At 35.2% G+C, this 22,498-nt stretch carries 17 protein-coding genes; 11 read left to right on the top strand and 6 right to left on the bottom strand.

The annotated features are described in order from the left end of the window. The 7 genes from IP023_RS01350 to IP023_RS01320 all read left to right on the top strand — a co-directional run bounded on the left by IP023_RS01350 (position 1) and on the right by IP023_RS01320 (position 7,153). The gene (locus IP023_RS01350; RefSeq protein WP_241788450.1) at positions 1–1,191 is read left to right on the top strand and encodes a PAS domain-containing sensor histidine kinase; all 1,191 of its coding nucleotides are present in this window, start codon (positions 1–3) and stop codon (positions 1,189–1,191) included. Between the two features lie 15 nt (positions 1,192–1,206). Next, positions 1,207–2,271 carry a response regulator gene (locus IP023_RS01345; RefSeq protein ID WP_241788449.1) on the top strand — a complete coding sequence of 355 codons (1,065 nt, stop codon included), beginning with the start codon at positions 1,207–1,209 and terminating at the stop codon, positions 2,269–2,271. Between the two features lie 142 nt (positions 2,272–2,413). Continuing rightward, positions 2,414–2,836 (top strand): Rossmann-fold NAD(P)-binding domain-containing protein, encoded by a 423-nt coding sequence (locus tag IP023_RS01340; protein ID WP_241788448.1) that lies wholly within the window; start codon positions 2,414–2,416, stop codon positions 2,834–2,836. Positions 2,837–2,842: 6 nt separating this feature from the next. Further along, positions 2,843–4,198: an oxygen-independent coproporphyrinogen III oxidase gene (gene hemN / locus IP023_RS01335; RefSeq protein ID WP_241788447.1), complete on the top strand. Its 1,356-nt coding sequence runs from the start codon at positions 2,843–2,845 to the stop codon at positions 4,196–4,198. 10 nt (positions 4,199–4,208) lie between these two features. After that, positions 4,209–6,605 (top strand): heavy metal translocating P-type ATPase, encoded by a 2,397-nt coding sequence (locus tag IP023_RS01330; RefSeq protein ID WP_241788446.1) that lies wholly within the window; start codon positions 4,209–4,211, stop codon positions 6,603–6,605. Between the two features lie 94 nt (positions 6,606–6,699). After that, the gene (gene ccoS / locus IP023_RS01325; protein ID WP_241788445.1) at positions 6,700–6,873 is read left to right on the top strand and encodes a cbb3-type cytochrome oxidase assembly protein CcoS; all 174 of its coding nucleotides are present in this window, start codon (positions 6,700–6,702) and stop codon (positions 6,871–6,873) included. Positions 6,874–6,916: 43 nt separating this feature from the next. Next, the gene (locus IP023_RS01320) at positions 6,917–7,153 is read left to right on the top strand and encodes a hypothetical protein (RefSeq protein WP_241788444.1); all 237 of its coding nucleotides are present in this window, start codon (positions 6,917–6,919) and stop codon (positions 7,151–7,153) included. A 79-nt stretch (positions 7,154–7,232) separates the two neighbouring features. Here the strand turns inward: IP023_RS01320 and IP023_RS01315 are convergent, their stop codons facing one another. The 4 genes from IP023_RS01315 to IP023_RS01300 are packed head-to-tail and all read right to left on the bottom strand — an operon-like array spanning position 7,233 to position 12,438. Then, positions 7,233–8,219 (bottom strand): FAD:protein FMN transferase, encoded by a 987-nt coding sequence (locus IP023_RS01315; protein WP_241788443.1) that lies wholly within the window; start codon positions 8,217–8,219, stop codon positions 7,233–7,235. Continuing rightward, a complete protein-coding gene (locus IP023_RS01310) occupies positions 8,219–10,417 on the bottom strand; it encodes a PepSY domain-containing protein (protein ID WP_241788442.1) in 2,199 nt (732 codons plus the stop codon). Before IP023_RS01310 ends, IP023_RS01315 begins: the two co-directional genes overlap by 1 nt. Before the next feature lie 10 nt (positions 10,418–10,427). Then, positions 10,428–10,919, bottom strand: a complete 492-nt coding sequence (locus IP023_RS01305; protein ID WP_241788441.1) for a DUF2271 domain-containing protein — start codon at positions 10,917–10,919, stop codon at positions 10,428–10,430. A gap of 1 nt (position 10,920) precedes the next feature. After that, entirely contained in the window at positions 10,921–12,438 is a 1,518-nt protein-coding gene (locus IP023_RS01300; protein ID WP_241788440.1) for an ankyrin repeat domain-containing protein, read from the bottom strand. Between the two features lie 279 nt (positions 12,439–12,717). On the opposite strand from IP023_RS01300, the gene IP023_RS01295 reads away from it, so the two are divergent. The 4 genes from IP023_RS01295 (at position 12,718) to IP023_RS01280 (ending at position 19,311) form a co-directional block, all read left to right on the top strand. Beyond that, positions 12,718–13,035 carry a hypothetical protein gene (locus IP023_RS01295; RefSeq protein WP_241788439.1) on the top strand — a complete coding sequence of 106 codons (318 nt, stop codon included), beginning with the start codon at positions 12,718–12,720 and terminating at the stop codon, positions 13,033–13,035. Between the two features lie 147 nt (positions 13,036–13,182). Continuing rightward, entirely contained in the window at positions 13,183–13,548 is a 366-nt protein-coding gene (locus tag IP023_RS01290) for a hypothetical protein (protein ID WP_241788438.1), read from the top strand. Between the two features lie 87 nt (positions 13,549–13,635). Then, the gene (locus IP023_RS01285) at positions 13,636–14,763 is read left to right on the top strand and encodes an efflux RND transporter periplasmic adaptor subunit (RefSeq protein ID WP_241788437.1); all 1,128 of its coding nucleotides are present in this window, start codon (positions 13,636–13,638) and stop codon (positions 14,761–14,763) included. Then, a complete protein-coding gene (locus IP023_RS01280; protein WP_241788436.1) occupies positions 14,764–19,311 on the top strand; it encodes an efflux RND transporter permease subunit in 4,548 nt (1,515 codons plus the stop codon). A gap of 663 nt (positions 19,312–19,974) precedes the next feature. Here IP023_RS01280 and ppk1 read toward each other — a convergent pair. Further along, the gene (ppk1, locus tag IP023_RS01275) at positions 19,975–22,047 is read right to left on the bottom strand and encodes a polyphosphate kinase 1 (RefSeq protein ID WP_241788435.1); all 2,073 of its coding nucleotides are present in this window, start codon (positions 22,045–22,047) and stop codon (positions 19,975–19,977) included. A 74-nt stretch (positions 22,048–22,121) separates the two neighbouring features. Continuing rightward, positions 22,122–22,496, bottom strand: a complete 375-nt coding sequence (locus tag IP023_RS01270) for a hypothetical protein (protein WP_241788434.1) — start codon at positions 22,494–22,496, stop codon at positions 22,122–22,124. Positions 22,497–22,498: the final 2 nt, after the last annotated feature.

The raw sequence follows: 22,498 nt of genomic DNA, 5'->3' as shown, positions 1-22,498 counted from the left end.
ATGAGTCTAGAATCGTCCAAACTATTAGCGGCAATGATTGACACGGCTATTGATGGTATTATTACTATCGATAGCCGTGGAATAATTGAATCTATGAATCCTGCGGCATTAGTATTATTCGAATATAGTTTAGATGATGTCGTAGGGAATAATATTTCTATGCTAATGCCAGAGCCTGATAGCAGTCGTCATGATGGCTATATCGCTAAGTATAAAGAAACGGGTGAAAAGAAAATTATTGGGGAAGGTAGAGAAGTATTAGGACGCAAAAAGGATGGCAGTACTTTTCCCTTTCGCTTGGCCGTAAGTGAGGTATATTATGATAATAGGTCTGTATTTACAGGGTTTATACATGATTTGACCAAAGAGAAGCAAGCGGAAGACAAATTGTTAAGTCATACGTTAGAATTGGAAGAGATCGTTCGTAAGCGTACGAAAGACTTAATAAAATTAGTGTCGGAATTGGAATTTGCAAAAGCTGAGGTAAGTAACTCTTTAGAAAAGGAGCGTGAATTGAACCAGTTGAAATCACGCTTTGTATCGATGGCTTCACATGAATTTCGAACTCCGCTTAGTTCCGTTCAATTATCAGCTTCTCTAATCAATAAGTATACCGAAAAAGCTGATTTTGAATCTGTCGTAAAGCATACCGGAAGGATCAAAAGTGCCGTTCAATTGTTGAATGGTATTCTTAATGACTTTTTATCTTTAGAAAAGTTAGATACTGGTGTTGTCGTCGTAAATAAGAAGTTAATAAATCTAGTGCATCTTGGGGAAGAAATATCTGAGGAGATGCAGATGATTTGTAAGAAAAATCAACATATTGTATATCAACATACTGGCTCTGAGGCTGAATTTGAATTAGATGCTCATCTGTTGAAAAGTAGTATTATTAATCTTATTTCCAACGCGGTAAAATATTCAGGTGAAGATACTTTTATAGAGTTTACAACGGAGATAAATGGGGATGAATGTACTATTTGTGTGAAGGATAATGGTATTGGGATTCCTGAAGAAGATCAAAAAAACCTTTTCGAGCCTTTTTTTAGAGCACATAATATAGGTAATATTCCGGGAACGGGACTGGGGCTTAATATAGTGAAAAGGTACATCTCTCTGATGGGAGGTGAAATGGTATATCACTCGGCGGTGAATGAAGGAACGCTGTTTAAGATGACTTTTAAGAAATAAAACATACATCCTATTATGAATAAACGAAGGATACTCATCATTGAAGATAATTTTGAGATTCGAGAGGGGACAGCAGAAATATTGAACCTCACTGGAGACTATGAGGTTATTACTGCAGAAAATGGAAAAATCGGTGTAGAGCTAGCTATTAAGCATGTTCCTGATCTTATTCTATGTGATATTATGATGCCAGAGCTGGATGGTTATGGGGTATTGTATATGCTTAATAAGTATGAGGCTACACGTCATATTACCTTTATATTTTTAACGGCCAAATCTGAGCGTTCGGACATGCGTAAAGCAATGGAAATGGGGGCAGATGATTACCTAGTGAAGCCCTTTGATGATATTGAATTATTAAATGCTATAGAGAGTCGTTTAAAAAAGAGAGATAGTTTTCAATCGGTAATTCCTTCCACAGCACCTAGTCTGTTTTTAGATGAAGAGGAGCAGAACTACTTGCTGAAAGATCTCCTAAAAGAAGCGCGGATAAAAACATTCAAAAAGAAGCAATTGATCTATGAAGAGGGGGATAGTCCTTTATTTATATATTATGTGATGAAGGGCAAGATTCGTACTTTTCTTTATTATCAAGATGGACGTGAGCTCTCCACAGGCATTCATATTGATGATTTGTTCTTTGGTTATGAATCGGTCTTGCTGAATGAAAAATATACAGATAATGCTGGTGCGCTAGAAGATTCTGAAATTGCCTTAATAGCGAAGGATAAATTTTTTGAATTGATGTATAAGAAACCGGCTATTGCAACGAAGTTTATAAAACTATTGTCTGGCAATATTAAGGAAAAGGAAGAGCAGATGCTTGGATTCGCTTATGATTCGGTTCGCAAAAGAGTAGCTAATACGTTGGTCAATGTAGCGCTAAAATCTGTCGAGAATCCAAACCAGGATGAGGTATTAATTCGTATTTCTAGAGATGATCTAGCCGCACTGGCAGGTACAGCAAATGAAACCATTAGCCGGATGTTAGCAGACTTTAAGGACGAAAAACTAATCGTCAAAGAAGGGAATGCTATTCGGATCTATTCCATAGAAAAACTCAAAAATGTAAAGCAATAAAAAGCAAAAAGACAGTTCTAGTAACTGTCTTTTTGCTTTTTATGGCAGTTGTGATTTATGTCACATATTAATTTGATAGTCTACATAGATATTTCCTCCTAATTGAGATAGTTTTGGAACAATAATTACGATTCAGCTATTTATGAAAGTAGTCGCTTATAATATTTTAGATTTTGAGAAGAAATCATTAGCTAAGGCAAATGCTAAGGTTCATGATTTTACATTGATATCTAACCCTTTGGATGCTAGTACTATTCAATATGCTGAAGGTAAAGAGGTTATTATTGTATCAGATCGTGATATTCTTACTAAAGATATATTAGACTTGCTAGCAGCCGTTGGCGTAAAAAAAATCATCAGTCGTTCTAGAACTCTAAATCATATTGATATAGAATATGCCGGTAAGTTACAGTTACACCTTGCTAATACTCCTTTAGAAGATGATTCATTAGAAAGTATCGCTCATCAGACGATTGCGAATTTGAATAATTGGGAAAAAGGTGATTGTCTAGGCCAATCTTGTCATTGTGCCTTTCAATGTGCTAAAAAAGAAGATCTAAAATAACGTATTATGCAGCTAAATTCTTTGATTACTAAATATAATGTTGCCGCTCCACGCTACACAAGTTATCCGACAGTTCCTTTTTGGGAGAATGATTTTTTTACAGAGAAAGAATGGAAATTTCGCGTCCTAGAGCGTTATAACTCCTCTAAAGATAAAGGAATAAGTATTTATATTCACCTCCCATACTGTGAGAGTCTGTGTACTTATTGTGGTTGTAATACTAGAATCACCAAAAATCATCAGGTAGAAGATCCTTATATCTCTTCCTTGTTAAAGGAATGGGATATGTATAAAAAAACATTGGGTAATGGTGCTATCAAAATTAGTGAAATCCATCTCGGTGGTGGTACGCCTACTTTTTTTGCCCCTGCAAATTTAGAGCGCTTGATAGATGGCATTTTATTAGGAAATGAGAAAACTGATAACGCTTCATTTTCTTTCGAGGCACATCCCGCAAATACAACAAAAGAGCATCTGCAAACATTGTTTGATTTAGGATTTAGAAGATTAAGTCTAGGTATTCAAGATTTTGATGATCAAGTACAAAAAGTGATAAACCGTCGTCAAACCGTCGAGGATGTTGAACTTGTCATGCACGCAGCTCGCGAAATAGGTTATGATTCCATAAATTTTGACCTTATTTATGGTTTACCTAAGCAAACGATGAATACAATTTACACTACGTTTGAATTGTCTTTAGCTCTATCGCCTGATCGTATTTCTTTCTATAGTTATGCGCATGTGCCTTGGATCAAACCTGGTCAGCGCGGCTTTACAGAGCACGATTTGCCCGAAGGCGAAGATAAATTGAAACTGTATAAATTGGGTAAAGAAATGATACAAGCAGCAGGGTATCGTGATGTAGGGATGGATCACTTCGCAAAGATTCAAGATGCTTTATTTACGGCTTCTGAAGATGGGACTCTTCACCGTAATTTTATGGGCTATGCAGATCGGTATACACCGCTGATGATCGGCCTTGGGGTATCTTCTATTTCAGATGCTTGGTCTGCATTTGGTCAAAATGTGAAAACTGTAGAGGAGTACCATGCTTTAATTAATGAAGGTAAGTTACCGGTATTCAAAGGTCATTTATTACATGAGGAAGATTTAGTAATACGCCAATATATTTTGGATATGATGTGCCGTGGAAAAGTAATATTGAAGAAAGATTTTTCCTTAAACTCAAAGATATGCGAACGCTTGATACCGTTAATTGAAGACAAACTAGTGACTAAAGAAGGTAATATCATTCAAATAACAGAAGTAGGTAGATCATTTTTACGCAATGTATGTATGGTATTTGATGAGCGTCTACAAAAGACTAAAGAACGCAGCAATTTATTTAGTCAAGCAATTTAATTGATATATTATGGCTACTAGTTCATCGTTGAAAATTGCAACAAATTGCTATCATTGCGGAGACAAAATTGAGGATTCCTCGTATGTTCTACAAGAGCACAAATTCTGTTGTTTAGGATGTCAAACGGTTTATCAAATTTTGAATGAAAATAATTTAGCAAGCTATTATAAATACAATACACATCCGGGGAAATCTCAAAAATCTCAAAAAGAAGATTTAAGCTATTTGGATGAACCCAATATCATAGCCAAATTGGTTGATTATCAAGACGAAGAAATGGCAGTAATCACTTTTTATGTGCCTGCTATTCATTGTAGTTCATGTATTTGGTTATTAGAGAACTTATATAAATTAGCTCCAGCCGTAAAATCATCGCGAGTTGATTTTATGAAAAAACAGGCTAGTATTACATTTAACAAGCAGGAGCTTTCCTTGCGTGAACTTGTTGGACTTCTTCACAATATAGGTTATGATCCCAAAATAACGTTGCAAGATGTAATTAAAGAAGGAAAGAAACACAATCAGAATAGCCTTATTACAAAAATTACGGTAGCAGGATTCTGCTTCGGTAATTCAATGATGATAAGTTTTCCTGATTATTTTGGAATGGGCTCTTTTGAACGAGAGTATTCAAGCTTCTTTGGCTATATGAATTTGGCCTTTGGAATACCTGTTTTATTTTATGCGGCATCGGATTATTTTAAATCGGCTTGGTATAGTCTGAAGCAAAAACGCCTGAATCTAGACGTACCTTTAGCATTAGGGATTTTTGTCCTATTCTTTCGTTCGGCTGTAGAAATTATTACGCAAACGGGTCCCGGTTTTATGGACACCTTATGCAGTTTAGTATTTTTTATCTTAATTGGTAAATGGGTACAGCAGCGAACGTATTATCATATTTCTTTTGAGCGTGATTACAGATCATATTTTCCGGTCGCTGTAACGGTATTGAAAGATGATAAAGAAAAACCTACGCAGATTGCGGATTTAAATGTTGGTGACCGTATTTTGGTCCGCAACAATGAGATTATTCCTGCAGATGCGATTTTGCTAAAAGGGGATGCTGCGGTAGATTTTAGTTTTGTTACTGGCGAGAGTAAAGCGGTAGATAAAGTTTTGGGAGAGGTAGTTTATGCGGGTGGTCGTCAGACAGGAGGTGCTATAGAGCTAGAAGTAGTTAAAGCCGTATCCCAAAGTTATCTTACTAAACTATGGAACAATGATAGTTTCAAATCATACGATAAGAATTTTGATACTTTCGTAGGTACTATTAGTAAATATTTTACGGTAGGACTGATTTCTATAGCTTTTGTAGCAGCTTTGTTTTGGATGGTCGGTGGTAATACAGATAAGGCTTGGGGGGCATTTACAGCTGTACTTATTATTGCTTGCCCATGTGCTTTGGCATTGAGCTCACCATTTACCTTGTCTGCAGCATTAAGTATTTTTGATAAAAATAAACTGTATGTAAAGAATACGGCAGCTATTGAACAGATGGCAGCTATAGATACAATGGTATTTGATAAAACAGGAACCATCACTTCGCCAACGGCTTCGAGTATGTATTTTGAAGGTGAGCTGTCACCTATGGAGAAGAACCTTGTTTATGCCGTTTGCCGTAATTCTAATCATCCATTGAGCCGCGAAATTATAAAGTGGCTTGGAGATTGCCCAACATTACCTCTTGAAAATTATGAAGAACACGTTGGAAAAGGACAAAAAGCTACCTATTTAGATTATACTATACAAATAGGGTCTGCATCTTTTGTCGAAGTAGAAAAGAAAATTGTAGAAGGCTCTATTGTGTATGTAAAGATAAATAATCAGATAAAAGGATTATTTACAATGGAACAATCTTGGCGAAATGGCCTTTCTGACGTGCTCAACATTTTTAAGAATAGCGATTATAACTTACATTTAATATCTGGCGATAATGAACGCAGGGCAGAAGCCCTAAAATTAATATTTCCTTCGAGTGCCAATCTGTTATTTAATCAAAATCCGAGTGATAAACTATTGAAAATTGAAGAATGGCAAAAAGTAGGACAAAAGGTTTGTATGCTTGGAGATGGCCTCAATGATGCTGGAGCATTGCGAAAGGCAGATCTAGGAATCGCAGTATCCGATGATATCAATAATTTTTCGCCAGGATGCGACGCTATTTTAGATGGTGTTTCTTTTGAGAAGTTACCACAATTCTTTGCTTTTAGTAAGGATACGGTCAAAGTGATTAAGATGAGTTTTGTAATCTCTATTTTATACAATGTTGTTGGCCTTAGTTTTGCTGTACAAGGAACAATGTCTCCTTTGGTAGCTGCAATATTAATGCCTATTAGTACGGTGACGATTATATCATTTACAAGTTTAATGACGCGTTTGTATGGAAGGAAACGCGGTTTGATATAGGGATAATATAGTCCTTTCTGCATACGATTTATTTTAATTAAATTTATAGTAGCTGTTGAAGGGTGTCCTTTTGAAAATATAAAGAATATACAATATGAATATTATATTTATGTTAATTGGTTTTTCGGTCTTTATTGCATTGATCTTTTTAGTGGCCTTTTTGTGGGCTAGTAGAACCAAACAATATGAAGATACGTATACGCCAGCGGTACGAATTTTGTTTGATGATGAACTTCGTGAAGTGGATGCAGCAGATAAATTGAAATAAAGCAATAAATCTTCGTAACTTTGAAAAAAAATTATTAATAAGAATGGCAAGAGAAACACGTGAAGGTTTATACCAAGGAGTTATAGAAAGAGATGCTGACGGAAATTATTTTTGTGGTCCTTTATTATTGGACTACCAGTTAGTAGTATCTGATTTTAGAACCGGAGATCGTATTAGTGTTAAGAAAGTAATTGCTAATAACAGTGCAAAAAGTATAGCAGCTTATCCGCAGAAAGCAGTGAAGTTCTCACTAGCTGTTGCAGATCATGATAATGATTAATACAAAAACCTATCAACACTGATAGGTTTTTTGTTTTTATAGCTTTACTGTATCTACTATAGTAGCTCTTTTACTAACGTTATTTTATTACAGTACCGTTATCTGTAATAAACAAGTACTTGTAGCTAGGGTATTTCCTAACTAATTTTCGTCCTTCTTGTGCTCCCAATACCATTATAGATGTACTCAGGGCATTGGCAAATTCTGCTGATGGCCCATATATAGTTACACTAGTCAATCCTGTAACGGGATAGCCTGTTTTGGGATTGATGATATGTGAATAGCGGATGTCATTTATTTCGGCATACTTTTCATAGGATCCCGAAGTGGCTACAGCTTCATATTTAAGCTTTAATACTTTGATAACTTTATTCCTTTTGAAAGGATTGCGTATCCCTATTAGCCATGGTTTTTTATTTGGTTGTGTGCCCCATGTTGAAAGATCTCCAGATGCATTTACAATACCACCTTCGACATGGTGTTTGAGCAGGAGCTCTCTTCCTCTGTCTGCAGCATAGCCTTTCCCTATCGAACCAAAACCTATTTTCATACCTTTGTTTTTCAGGAAAATAGTACTGTTGGTACTGTCTAGTATTATATTTCTATAGTCTACATGTGCAATAGAATTTTTTATGGCTTGTGCGCTTGGTAGTGTATCCATGGAACCGTCAAATTTCCAAATCCTATCCATTGCTGCTGTGCTGATGTCAAATGCGCCATCACTCATCATAGAATAGGCAATAGCTCTTTTTGTTAAATCAAAAACTTCGCTATCTACTTGGATAGGTTTGATTCCGGCATAAGCATTCACTTGAGAAATCTGCGTATGTGGGCGCCATTCTGATATCAATTCTTCGATTCGTGCTATTTCATCGATCGTCATATCGATATAGTGGTTTGCTTTTAAGCTATCCTCAGCTACTATCGTGATTTGAAATTGTGATCCCATCAAGATAGTTTGCCTTTCTACAGTCACTTTCTGTTGAGCGAAAATATTAACGCTTAAAAAAAACAAAAACAGTAAGATTAATACTGTTTTTGTTGACGATAAGTTATTTTTCTTCATTAATAACAATCCGTTAGCAATTGTTTATTATCTATATAATGCTGTAATGGTGTACCATTGTAAGTGATGCATATTTCGTCTAATAGCATTTCTACATCTTTCTGCATTTTAAGTGCTCCACAGATCATCACTATGCCGCCATCTTTCAATAAGTTTGTGAAATACTTTGCATCTCTTTGGATCAAATCCATTACATATTGTTTGTTTCCTTCCCTTGAATAGGCAAAATGTATATGCTGTAAATGTTTTTTCTGTATTTGTTCATCAGCAAAGGTTTGATATCCCTGTGTTAAGGAGTTATTGTATCTAAATCCTACATAAAGATTGATTTCTATGTCTGTGCTATTCTCTTGTATCATCCCTAAGAATGGTGCTATACCTGTTCCATTAGCAATCATTGCTATTTTATTCGTTGATTGTGGTACATGGAAATTAGGATTAGCCATTATTCTAGCTTGGATACTATCTCCTTTAGTAAGATTATGTAGGTAGCTCGACCCTAATCCATCAGGAAATAACTTAACAATAAGCTGAACAGCACCATTTGATTTACCTACAGAATAAAAACGCTCTTTATTATCATTGGCAGGGTAGATCGCTAAAAGATCGCCTGATTCAAACTTCAGTCCAGATTGTGCTTTAAGCACTACCTTGAATGTGCTATTATCTTCTGTTACGGAAGTTTTTTCTACAACAGTGAATTTTTTTAATCCGGGCACTTTACTATTGTAAACTGCTGGAGTTGTTGCTAATGCATATAATGATTTTTCACACCACAATTGTACCCAATTCACAAAATCTTCTGTAGCACGATCATTTACAGTTTGTAAGTTTATAATTTGCTCGGCCCATTCTTGTTGTGAAAGGAATTGATCAACATCTTCGGCGTAGGCACAATAATCTGCATATGATTTAGACCCGAAACCAACAATTGAATACTGTATTTTTTGATTCTGTGGTATTTTACTAACTAATTCCTTAAAGTGCGTAGCATTAGTTGGTGGATCACCTAATCCATAAGTAGAAGTGAATATGAGGAGATGTTTAGCATTTGGGTATGCTTGGTATCTATTCATTTCTGATAAATATGCCTTCTTACCATCGGAGATCAACTGCTTTTGTACTTGGTTCGCAAAAAATAGGGTAGTACCATTTTCTGAACCTACAAGTATTATAATCTCCGCTTCACTCGCTTTATATTTATTTTTGATCTTTGTACGTGTACGCTTGAAGGTGATGACAAATCCACTATAAATAAAGAATACAATATTTAATGATGCCAGACCCAATATAACAGCCCAAATAATATTTGTTCTGCCCGTATGTAAGTCAATGTTTATTTTTTCTAAAACTACAGCATAAGGGTATTGTGTTTCCGATATGATATCCCCATTTATTTGATTTATAAAAACAGATCTATCTTTCAGGTGCACGATAAATGGCTCTGCAGCATCATCAGGGATAAATGGAAACTCTATACGTTCGACGTCCGAAAGTTTGGTGTTTTGGAAAAATTCTATTTCTTTTAACTCTTTGGTGATATCGTCTGAGGTTTTATTTTTATAATCAATTTCAATGTTTTCTGATTTGAAAAAATCAAGACGTACCATAAAGATAATAGTACCTGTTAAGGCAATAATAAACACAGGTAGTAACAGCCATCTACCTGTTACGACATGAAAATATTGAGAAAAGAAGTCTTTATTTACCTTAGCGAAGAAATGACGTATTCCTTTTTGTCTTTTAAGAATAAGAACAAAACCACTGATGGTAATTAACATTAGTAAAAATGAAACTATACCTACAATAGCACGTCCTGGTTCTTTTAAAAATAAGGAACGGTGCAATGCGGTTGTCCATTGAATAAAATCGCTCTTGGGTTTTATCTCTGCTATTATTTCGCCTGTAAGAGGATTAATATACCCTTGTAAAGGATTACCATCCTCATCCATAGCATCTATAGTAACAAAGTCATTGTGGTCAATTTTGATTTCTAAAACCTCAAAATATGCATCACGCAAAGCTGGTAGGCTTTGCGCGAGTGTTATTTCATTAAAATTTTTTACACGGTATGCTGGAGTTTTTTCTTCAATAGCATCGTAGGCTAATATTACACCTGTGATGGAAAGGATCAGCAAGAAGGCACTGGAAATAACGGCCAATGCAAGATGGGCATACCTCCAAATAGATAATGTCATTTTCTTAGTATTATTGTACTTTAATAAATCGTATTTGACGGATATATCCAGTTCCTTTTACCCCTTCTTTATTATCTAATACTGTCGTAGTTAGTGGTATTTCAGCATCTTTAACGTAGTATTTTTGTGTTTCTACAGCAGATTCAAAACGCAAGCTATAGCCTTTATTAAATTTATCTGTATCAATATCTAATACACGTGTTGCTCTTGCACCACCAGCGATAGAAGCACCAGTAATAGCATTTAGTTTTTCATTTTTCTTTTTGCGGAATTTATCCCATTCTATTAGGGTGTTATACCACTCATTATCTGGACCTAATACCGCTAATGTTTTATCGTATTGTCCTTGAGGATTAATTAATGAGATAATAAGGTATGCCTCTTTGCCCGTATAACTTTGCATCTGAATCATGCATTTGTACTTTGTCGTTTGCGCAAAAGTACTCGCACTAAACAATACAGCTATAAAAGCTAGTAATAAAGTTTTATAAGTTTGTTTCATATTATTTTTTCAAAAAGTCGATGTTTACATTGTTACTTTTTAAGAAGTCATTTTGCTGCGCTAAATCATAAGCTGTTTCATCAAAATCTGTCTTCAACTCTGTATTGATTCCCAATTGAATAAGCTTTGCTAATACTTTATCATTTTTTGCAGTCAACGCCGCTTTATGTAAGGCTGTATTGCCTTCTTCATCTTGTGCATTGATATCTATACCTAAGGCTATAGCTTGGTTGATAAGTGCTAAATTATCCTTCTCTACAGCCAAGTGTAATAAAGTAATGCCGTTTTGTTGTGGTTTTGTGAAATCTAAACCTGCTTTTTGTAATACCATTAATTTCTCCGCAAAGTCATCTACTTTAGGACCTTGATTCTGTGCTGCAGCACCAGGTCTACCTGCTTGTGCTCCCGCAGGACGGTAAGAGTTGAACCAATAGTAAGCTAGATTATTTCCATTTTTATCTAAAACATTTACATCAGCACCATTTTTGATCAATAATGCCGCAACTTCAGCTGTACCTCCAGCAATAGCTTTTGTTAATGCGGTTTCGCCATCTTCATTTTTAGCATTTACATTTTTTGTTTTAGCTAATAAGGTTTCTATAATAGCAACGTTCGGTCCTCCGGCAGTAGCAATTAATACTGTGTTGCCTGCTTTATCTACTTGAGCTACATCCACACCTTGATTCAAGAAGTAATTGAATAGTTCGGTATTCGGACGACGTCCTAAAACATGTAAGATATTGCCTCCGTCAGGATTTACTGCTTTTGGGTTTAATTTATATTTCGTTACTAAAGTTTCGAATACATCTAAACCATTTTGCTTTTGACGTGACCCTTGTGTAGCAAAGAATAGTGCTTGATCCGTAGGTTTAACACCTCTTGCAATCAATTGATCGATAATCGCTAAATTACCTAGCTTAGCAGCGTAGTCAGCTACTGTTCTGCCGTACTTATCGGTATCCTGTAGCGAAATACCTTTAGAGATAAAATAATCTGTAATTTTTAAATCATTGTCAGATGCAATGGCATACATAATAAGGTTTGCATCATTTTCATATTTAGCTTTTGGGTCAACCCCTGCTTTGAATAAGGCATCAAAAACTGCTGTATTTTTATTACCTGTAGCTGTATATGCAATCACCGATTCACCATGACTATCCTTATAATTTACATCAGATCCTTTGGCAATTAGATAGTTTACTAAATCCAAATTACCTTGAGCGGCAGCCCATTGTAAATATATTCTAGAGTGATGTGTCTTTTTGTTAATATCGTTACCTTTTTGATCAATTAAAAATTTAACGACATCATTCGATGCTTTATTATTGATCGCCATTACTACAGGGTCAAAAAATCCTGCATTTTGTTGTGATGGACTATTACCCTTAGCTATTTCTGCTTTTACAACTTCTATACTTGGAGAATTTTTCCAGAAGTCTGCAGACATAAGGGTATTGTTTTGTGCTTTGCTAAATAATGCTGCCGCTACTAATAGGACAGTAAAGAATGTCTTTTTCATATATTTTAATATAATGTAATTATGTTAATTTTATTTAAATTAATTCTAAATAACAAAAGTATGAATATTTCTAACTTTTGCAAAAGAATTTGTTTTTTAAAACCAATTTTTTTAGATAGTGGGCGATAGCTATAATTATATAATCTTGAGAGTTTTAAAAAATACTTTATTTGAGTTTATTAGATTTTCTTGGAGTCGTAATTCCTAATTTATTCCAGAATCACTTTATAGTTTTGTTTAATATTAAGTTAATAACAATAATTCTTTTATCTCGAAACTATGAAAATGCTATTCTTTATATTATCCTTCGCATTACTATATGTAAGATCATCGCAAGCTCAGATTTATCCTTCTGGATTGGGTGATATAGAACTAGGCAGTTGGTATGCTGTTGGTTTGCGTCAAGATTTAACCAAGGACTTGGAGTCGATGACATATGTAGGGACAGGGTTTAAAATAGGTCAAGGGGATAACCCTACAGCGCATCGTCCATCTATATTGCTAGTTAATCAGGAGTTTTATCCTGATTTGAATAGCCATAGGAAGGTTTTAATAGCTAGTAGCTATCATCTTACTCAATATCGGTTACATGAATAATATGTTAATGGAGCAAAATTACTGTTCTATTTATTATTTTTCTTTCTCTATGGTAATAGAGAATCCCTTTAGATTATTATAAACTATCTAACATTTTTTTTACAAGATTATTATTATTAATAGTTTTGAGCTCTCTATATTTGCGATATGTATAAATTTATGTACTTCATGGCGCTTTTTGGCTACCTCAACATCCTTTGTTATGAGGTGAAGTATTGTAATTTGTTCGATTCAAAGCCAGTAGCGGCAAGTGAGACCATTTTAGAAGTGGTATTGGAAGATATATTAGAACTAGACCATAATCATGAAAAGGAGAAGTTACCTGAGATTATGTTTGATGATTATCGGATATTGGTACTGCTGCTAAGTATATTACCTGTAATACTTTACTTCTCGTGGCTTTTACGTCGTATTTATTTAATTAATGATAGAGTTATTCATTCTATATATTATGTAAAGCGATTGATTTTGCCGGGTTATTATACTTTTCTATATAGGTATATCCCGTTTTAGTTATTTTAATTTCCTTTTTTTTAGGCCCTAGTATTCATTAGTGGTCAATTTCTTTTTTTATAATTCAATTATAATCTATTTATAACTATGTCGAAAAATAGTTTGTTGTACTCCTTATTGGGGGGAACATTAATCTTTGCGTCTTGTACAGACTCCAAAGGTGTTGCTAAATCTGAAGAACAGCTGAAGGCTGTACCTGTAGTTCAGTTAGTACAAATGGATACCGTGATATACAAAGAGTATATCGCTGATATTCAATCACAAAAGAATGTAGAGTTACGTTCTAGGCTTACTGGATTTTTGAATAAAATCTATATTGATGAAGGTGCTTTTGTTAAGAAGGGACAGATATTATTTGCCCTCAATGATGAAGAGTATAAGGCCGATTTAGCACAGGCACGAGCAGCACTGAACAGTGCTAAAGCGGAGGTAAAGAAAGTAGAGTTGGAAATTGAACGTACAAAAAAACTTGTTGAAAAGAATATTGTGAGCTCTACAGAAGCTGACTTGTTGCAAGTACAGTTGCGAGCGGCTATCTCTAAAGTTAATGAAGGAGAGGCAATTTTGAATCAAGCAAGTACAAAATTAAGCTACACATTGATTCGTGCTCCTTTTGATGGTAAGATTGATCGTATTCAATTGAAAGAAGGATCGTTGCTTACGGAAGGCGCTTTGATTACTACCATTTCAGATTTAGAGCATGTAAATGTATATTATAATATTTCTGAATCTGAATATTTGGATCTTGCTACAGACTCTTCTTTTAAAGATAAATCCTTTAAACAGGATGTTAAATTAATACTGGCTAATGGTGATATATATCCTTATGCTGGTGTAGCAGAGTTGGTAGAAAATGAATTTGAAGCGAGTACAGGGTCCATTTCTTTGCGTGCTCAATTTAATAATCCTACTGGTCTATTAAAACATGGAGCCTCAGGTAGAATAGGTGTGCCGACGAGTACAGGTGATTTATTATTTGTACATCAAAAATCAGTATTAGAGATTCAAGATAAGGCTTATGTGTATGTTGTCGGTAATGACAACAAAGTAAAGATGACTCCATTTAAAAATGGACAGCGCGTAGGTCATTATTATATTGTTGAAGATGGTTTGGCACCAAACACCAAAGTGGTATATGAAGGAGTACAATCTTTGCGTGATGGTATGCAAATACAACCTCAAGAAGTTTTAAGCACACAAGGAGGGATGAAATAGATGTTTGAAACGTATATAAGAAGACCAGTCTTGTCACTGGTTATTTCGATCTTTATAACCTTACTGGGGTTATTGGCCTTATTTACTTTGCCTATCACACAATTCCCTGATATTGTACCACCATCCGTAGTGGTGACGGCGAATTATACGGGTGCTAATGCGGAGGTGAGTACTAATGCGGTAGCTATACCATTGGAGCGTGCTATCAATGGTGTCGCTGGTATGACATCTATGAATACGGTATCGACAAATAATGGTACTACATTAATTCAGGTATTCTTTAAGGTAGGAGTAGATCCCGATATTGCCGCTGTAAACGTTCAAAACAGAGTGACTACTGTATTGGATGAATTACCAGAGGAAGTTATCAAAGCAGGGGTTACCACAGAAAAAGAGGTAAACTCCATGCTTATGTATCTCAATATGTTTACGGATGATGCGACGGCCGACGAACGATTCATTTACAACTTTACAGATATCAATATCTTAAAAGAATTAAAGCGTATCGAAGGAGTTGGTTTTGCACAGATTATGGGAGCGAAGGATTATGCGATGCGTATATGGGTAAAACCTGATCGTATGTCCTCGTATGCTATTTCTACTGATGAGCTTGTGGCTGCTTTGCGTCGTCAAAATATTGAGGCTGCACCAGGGCAAACAGGTATTTCATCTGACAAAGCCCGCAATATGCAACAATATGTATTGCGCTATCCAGGTAAGTTTACAGAAGTAGAGGAATACAATAATATACCTATTCGTGCCAATGCAGATGGTTCTATTATTCGTGTTAAAGATATCGCTGATGTAGAATTTGGATCTTTAGATTATGAGATGGTATCTAAAACAGATGGTCGTCCTTCTGCATCTATCATGTTAAAACAATTGCCAGGATCTAATGCTCAGGAAGTTATTCAGCGCGTAAAAGATCGTATGGAAGAGCTTAAAGGCAGTACATTCCCTCCGGGAATGACATATACGATGGGCTATGACGTCTCACGTTTCTTGGATGCTTCTATTGGTAAAGTATTAGTAACCCTGTTGGAAGCATTTATCTTAGTATTTATTGTTGTCTTTATATTTTTGCAAAATCTTAGAGCGACGATTATTCCCATATTAGCAGTGCCTGTATGTTTGATTGGTGCATTGTTTTTTATGCAATTGATGGGCTTCTCCATAAACTTGTTAACCTTATTTGCACTGGTTTTGGCTATTGGTATCGTTGTGGACAATGGTATTGTTGTAGTAGAAGCTGTATATGCAAAGATGGAAGAAGAGCATATGCAACCTATGGAAGCAACATTGGCTGCTATGAAAGAGGTAGGAACAGCCGTTATTGCGATTACTTTAGTGATGTCGGCAGTATTTATTCCTGTTGCCTTCTTAGATGGACCTGTTGGTGTGTTCTATCGTCAATTTTCGTTGACTTTAGCAGCTTCTATCTTTATTTCTGGTATTAATGCTTTGACATTAACACCAGCATTATGTGCTATTATATTGCGTTCACCACATGATGCCAAAGAAAGTAATGGTTTGTTAGCACGATTCTTTAAAGGATTCAATCACTATTATGAGAAAATTGCGGGACGATATAAAGGATTATTAACACGTATTGCAGGACGTCGCATACTTACTTTATTGACCTTGGTGATCATGTTTATTGCGACTTGGGGTACGATGTCTATTGTGCCTAGTGGTTTTATTCCTACTGAAGATCAAGGAATGGTATACGTTGCGGTTACGACTCCACCGGGGGCGACTGTAGATAGAACGGAGGCTGTATTGGATGAGGTGGATCAGATAGCCCGTGATTTAGATATGGTTGAGACAGTTTCTACGCTGGCAGGATATAGTATCATAACTGAAGTTTCTGGTTCTTCTTATGGAATGGGTATGATCAACCTTAAAGCTTGGGATGACCGTAAAGAAACAGTAGACGATGTGATGCGTATTTTACGTGAAAAGACAGCACATATCGCAGACGCTACGCTAGAATTCTTTCCGCCACCTACAGTACCAGGATTTGGTAATTCATCCGGTTTTGAGATGCGATTATTAGATAAAAGTGGAAATGAGGATTTAAATAAAACAAGTGTTGTTGTCAATGATTTTATTAAAGCTTTGGAAGCGGATAATGTTATTGAATCAGCAAGTACAACTTTTGACGTTGGTTTTCCACAGTATATGTTGGAAATAGATTATGACTTAGCAGCAAAAAAAGGTGTTTCGGTAGAAAATGCAATGAATACATTGCAGACATTATTAGGAAGTCAGTATGCGACCAATTTCATTCGTTATGGCCAGATGTACAAAGTAATGGTTCAATCGGATGCTTTTACGCGTCAAAAACCAGAAGATGTATTGGCTCTGTATGTTAAGACTGCTGAAGGTGAAATGGTTCCTTACTCTTCTTTTATGAAGATGAATCGTGTCTATGGTCCAGAGCAGATTACGCGATACAATATGTTCAATTCAGCAATGGTTACAGGACAAGCAGCTCCAGGATTTAGCTCTGGACAAGCAATCGAAGCAGTAGAGAAATTAGCTGAATCTTTACCTCAAGGATATGAAATCGAATGGTCTGGAATGACGCGTGAGCAAAAGATTTCAGGAAATCAAGCGGCTTATATTTTCTTATTGTGTTTAGTATTTGTTTACTTATTATTATCTGCTCAATACGAAAGCTTCTTATTGCCACTACCAGTGATATTATGTTTACCTGCTGGTATATTTGGCTCATTCTTATTTCTCAAAATTTTAGGTTTAGAAAATAATATTTATGCGCAGGTAGCATTGGTAATGTTAATTGGTTTATTGGGTAAAAATGCAATTCTGATTGTAGAGTATGCCAATCTGAAGCATAAGCAAGGAATGGATGTATTAACCGCATCGATTGAAGGTGCAGTAGCGCGTTTGCGCCCTATTTTGATGACATCATTTGCTTTTGCAGCGGGACTTATTCCATTAATGTTAGCTACTGGAGCTGGAGCATTAGGGAATCGTACAATTGGAACAGCTTCTGTTGGAGGGATGATTATAGGTACAGTTTTGGGTGTTATTGTTATCCCGGGATTGATTGTGTTATTTGCAAAGGGCAATAAGAAGAAAGTAACAAAAGGTGCAGCTATTATCGGGGTACTATTTTTGTTTTCTGCTTGTTCGGTTCCTAAGAAAATTGTACCGGAGCAACTGTCTCAAAACATAGAGGCTAATGCTTCACAAATATTAAAAGATACTACTTCCTTGGCTAATATTTCTTGGCGTACTGTATTCAACGATGATAAGCTTATAGAATTGATAGATATTGGCTTAGCAAATAATCAAGATCTACGTCAAGCTTTACTCCGTATCGAAATAGCTCAGGCCAATTTTAAACAACGAAAAGCGGCTTTATTACCTTCTTTGGAAGGTGCTATAGAAGGTGGTATACGTAAATATGGACATTATACGGAATCTGGAATAGGAAATTATGATTCTAATTTCTCTGACAATCTAAAAGCCGATGAGAAGATTCCTGAACCATTTATTCCAGATTATTTTGTAGGTGTCCGTTCCTCTTGGGAGATTGATATTTGGGGAAAACTACGCAATAGAAGAGAAGCTGCTTATATGGGGTATATGGCAGATAAAGAAGCACATCGATTAGTACAAACAGAGCTTGTAAGTAGTATTTCGGCAGCCTATTTTGAGCTTATTGGCTTGGATGAAAAAATTATTGTTTACAATGAAAATATTCTCCTTCATGAGCGAGCTTTAGAAATAGTAGAAGCACAAAAAGAAGCAGGGCGTGCTGATGAATTGGCGGTGCAGCAATTTAAATCAATTCTTGCTGAGTCCCGTGCTAATAGAGCTTTCGCCTTACAAGAAATCTTGAAATATGAACATCAGATCAATCAATTACTAGGGAGGATATATCAGCCCATAGAGCGATCTGGTACTCAGGTGATGCAAAAAAACTTATTCGCAGATGCTAATGTAGGTTCTTTTGATTTATTATTAAATAATAGGATAGATATAAGACAAGCAGGCTTTCTTTTGAAAAGTAAATTTGCCAATGTTGACGTTGCTCGTTTAGCATTTCTTCCTTCAGTAGCCATTAGTCCTTATTTGGGGTTACAGACATTTAGCTTTGATAAGTTATTTAACCTTGATAAGTCGGTAGCTTATGGATTATTTGGAGGTATAAATATTCCTATCCTACGTCAGCGTGAACTAAAAAGTGAATATGAAATAATGAAAGCAGAATATGGTATTTCTTTTTTAGAATATGAAAAAGCAATTCTAAATGCTGTAAATGAAGTTTCTTTGGCAGTGCAGACGCAACAAGCGATTCAAGATAGAGCGGTATTGATCGAAGACCAAGTGAAAGCTTTGGGGTCTTCAATCGAAGCTGCAGAAGAATTGTTTATAGCTGGACGTGTTAGTTATTTGGATATTATTACAGCACAAAAAGGTATAATATCAGCACAAGTAGCACAAGTGGAGTTGCAGAAGGAAAACCTATTGAATCAAATCGTATTGTACAAAGCTTTAGGAGGCGGATGGAAATAGGGTGTAGTTAATTATAGTTAATAATTTAGTGTCAAGCCTCTCGAATAAGTTCGAGAGGCTTTTTTCGTTGGTAGCATCTCGCTAACTGTGTAAGTTGAAATGTTATTCTGAATTTAGACGTTCCATAGTTATGATCGATAAAGTAGATTTATTGAATAACAATACTTTTTGCAAATTCTTTTAGAATGGAGAAGATTTAACATCATTTTCAAAGAACTACATAATAATGCTGTAGAACACATGCTATATGGATAATTACACTATTGTTTTGACCATTCATAACACGACAAGGTGATTCATGGCTATTAATGAAACGGTCATGGAATAAATAAATATAATCCTTATCCGGCGAGTCGGAGATTAAAGTACCGAGCAATCGATCTGGTAGTTACCTACCTTTTTTAATCCCGAAACGTCACAGGAATACCGATTGGCTGGAAAATATTATTATCTTTTTGCGCTAAAGGAATGAACGTTACTGACATTAAGGTGCAAATCCGTTAAATGCATGATTTTTACATATCCACATCCACTAATTTCCTTATCACCAATGCGCACTAGCGAAGTAGTTGCTTGGCAGAATCGACCTCAAAAGAATCTATATCTCATTGTTTCGATGGATGGGATTGTTTTTAAGGTGTATGCCTATGCCAAAGTCATCAATTATTCTGTTTTTGAGGCTATATCTTTCAAATATCTATAAAGTTCGATCTGCGAACGAAAAGGAGGTTTGTTATTTGTTACATATTCATTCGATAGTTTATTGTCGAGAATTCTTGTTTTTACATTTCCTTTCAATTGGATTTTTAGCATTTCCAATAATTCATTTTTTATTTTTTTATCTTGAATACTTACTGCAGCCTCTATTCTATGATCTAGATTTCTTGTCATCCAATCTGCTGAAGATATATAAATTGAATTTTCACCTTTATTGTAGAAGTACATAACGCGCGCATGCTCTAGGTACTCATCCACAATACTAATAGCATATATGGGTTTGTCAAAAGCTTTTTGATTGGTAGCACAGTATATGCTCCTTATTATCATTTCTACTTTTACACCTGCTTTTGCAGCCTCATATATTTTTTTTATCATTTCTTTATCACTCAATGAGTTTACTTTTATGATGATATGGGCTTTTCGTCCAGCTAATGCTTCGATGATTTCAGTATCTATATAGGACATCATAGTCTCCCTCATTTGATTAGGGCAGACAATTAGTCCTTTGCCAGTTTTTTGCGTAAGAAGGCTGATGTCTTCGATTGGTTTTCGGATCGCTGCGAATACTTTATTTATATCAGCCATTATTGCTCTATTGCTCGTCATAAGACAATAGTCACCGTATATTTTTGCTGTTTTTTCATTAAAGTTTCCTGTACTTACGAAACCATATTGTATGGTTTTTTTATTTACTCGTTTTTTTATTACACAGAGTTTGGCATGTACCTTTTTATTGGGTATACCTACTAAAACTTGAACTCCTTCAGTTTCAAATTTCTCTTTCCAATTGAGATTGTTTTGTTCATCAAACCGTGCTCTAAGCTCCAACATTACCGTTACCTCTTTACCATTGCGTACAGCATTGATTAATGCATTACCGATTTTGGAATTACTAGCTAAACGATAGGCAGTGATTTGAATAGATATCACATCGGGATCCATTGCTGCCTCTCTTAATAAATCAATCACGTGAACAAAACTATGATATGGAAAAGAAAGGAGAACATCCTTTTTAGTTATAACATCTGTAACACGAAAGTATGGAGCCAAATCCGGGTGCAAAAAGGAGGTGCGTTCTACTGGTTTATTGGTCTTGAAAACATTAGGGAAATTCATAAAATCTTTGAAATTATGAATCTTTGAACCGGGAATTATACTGTCTTTTTTTGAAAGATGAAGTTTTTTTATTAAGAATTCTACTAAGCCTTTGTCCATTTCTTCATCAAAAACAAAACGGGTAGGTTTTCCTTTTCGTCTATTTTTTAGCGCTTTAGCTATTTTTTCGGCCAGGCTAGTTTGTATGTCATTGTCAATATCAAACTCAGCATCTTTTGTTATTTTAAATGCATGCACACTAAAGCTATCAAAACCGAAATATGAAAATATATACGGTAAATTATACTTTATAATATCTTCTAATAGAATGACATGGACCTCATTCTTTGGTGAGGGTAAGATGGTGAATCTTCCATTTTGTGTAGTAGGTATTTCTATAACGGCATACTTCGTTTCATACTGCCATTCCTCTTTTCGCATAGATATCCCCAAATACAATGATTTATCCCGTATGTAAGGCATATTTCTATGTTCATCCAATAATAGTGGGATAATATTTGGCTCTACCTCATCTTCATAATAGCTTCGTACAAATTTCTGCTGTTCTAGCGTTAAATTCTCATTGGTCTTAAGATATACAGATTCTTTGGCCATTCCTTTCTGTATATCATTCCAAATGGTATCAAATTTCTTTTGTTGTTTGATGACAATAGAAGTGATTTGATCTAGTATAATTTGTGGTTTTTCAAAGAATATTTCTTTAGCTTCTTTCTCGTCTACAATTAATGCTCGTTTTAAGCCAGCAACACGAACACGAAAAAATTCGTCTAAATTATTAGAAAATATACCTAGAAAATTTATCCTAGAAGCAATGGGGACATGTTTGTCAGCTGCTTCTTGTAAAACCCTACCATTAAAACTTAACCAACTTATATCTCTAGGAATAAACTTTTGTGCCATACTACCTGTTTGCTATTCAAAAATAAAAATTGAATATGATGTAATTATTTAATTTTTATTAACGCATCATTATCTTAGTTTGTACCTGTTCGCTTTAAGATATGAACAGCCTCGTATTGTGTAGTGTCATAATAGGGGGGATCTAAACTTAATTCTTTAGGAAAAGGTTTATTTTTGTCAAAAAAGAATATTCTTGTGACGCTATTATAGTCATTTATAGGGAATAAATCCGCCGCTACATCGTATGCTGCATCCGTCATATTACCAACTGTTACAGCATAAATTCGTACAATGCCTCCTTTATTTTGTTCGTTTCTAATAAAAGCAACTTCTTCAAACTGACCTGGTATACTTGTCAAGCTTGGTTGGCTATAACCATCGTATATTAAATAACCTAATATTAAAATAATAGGTATGGCTATAAACCATACCTTTTTTCTTTTTTTCATTT

Source organism: Sphingobacterium rhinopitheci (assembly GCF_022627575.1).
Lineage (GTDB): Bacteria > Bacteroidota > Bacteroidia > Sphingobacteriales > Sphingobacteriaceae > Sphingobacterium > Sphingobacterium rhinopitheci.
This window is presented reverse-complemented; position numbering and strand designations above follow the sequence as displayed.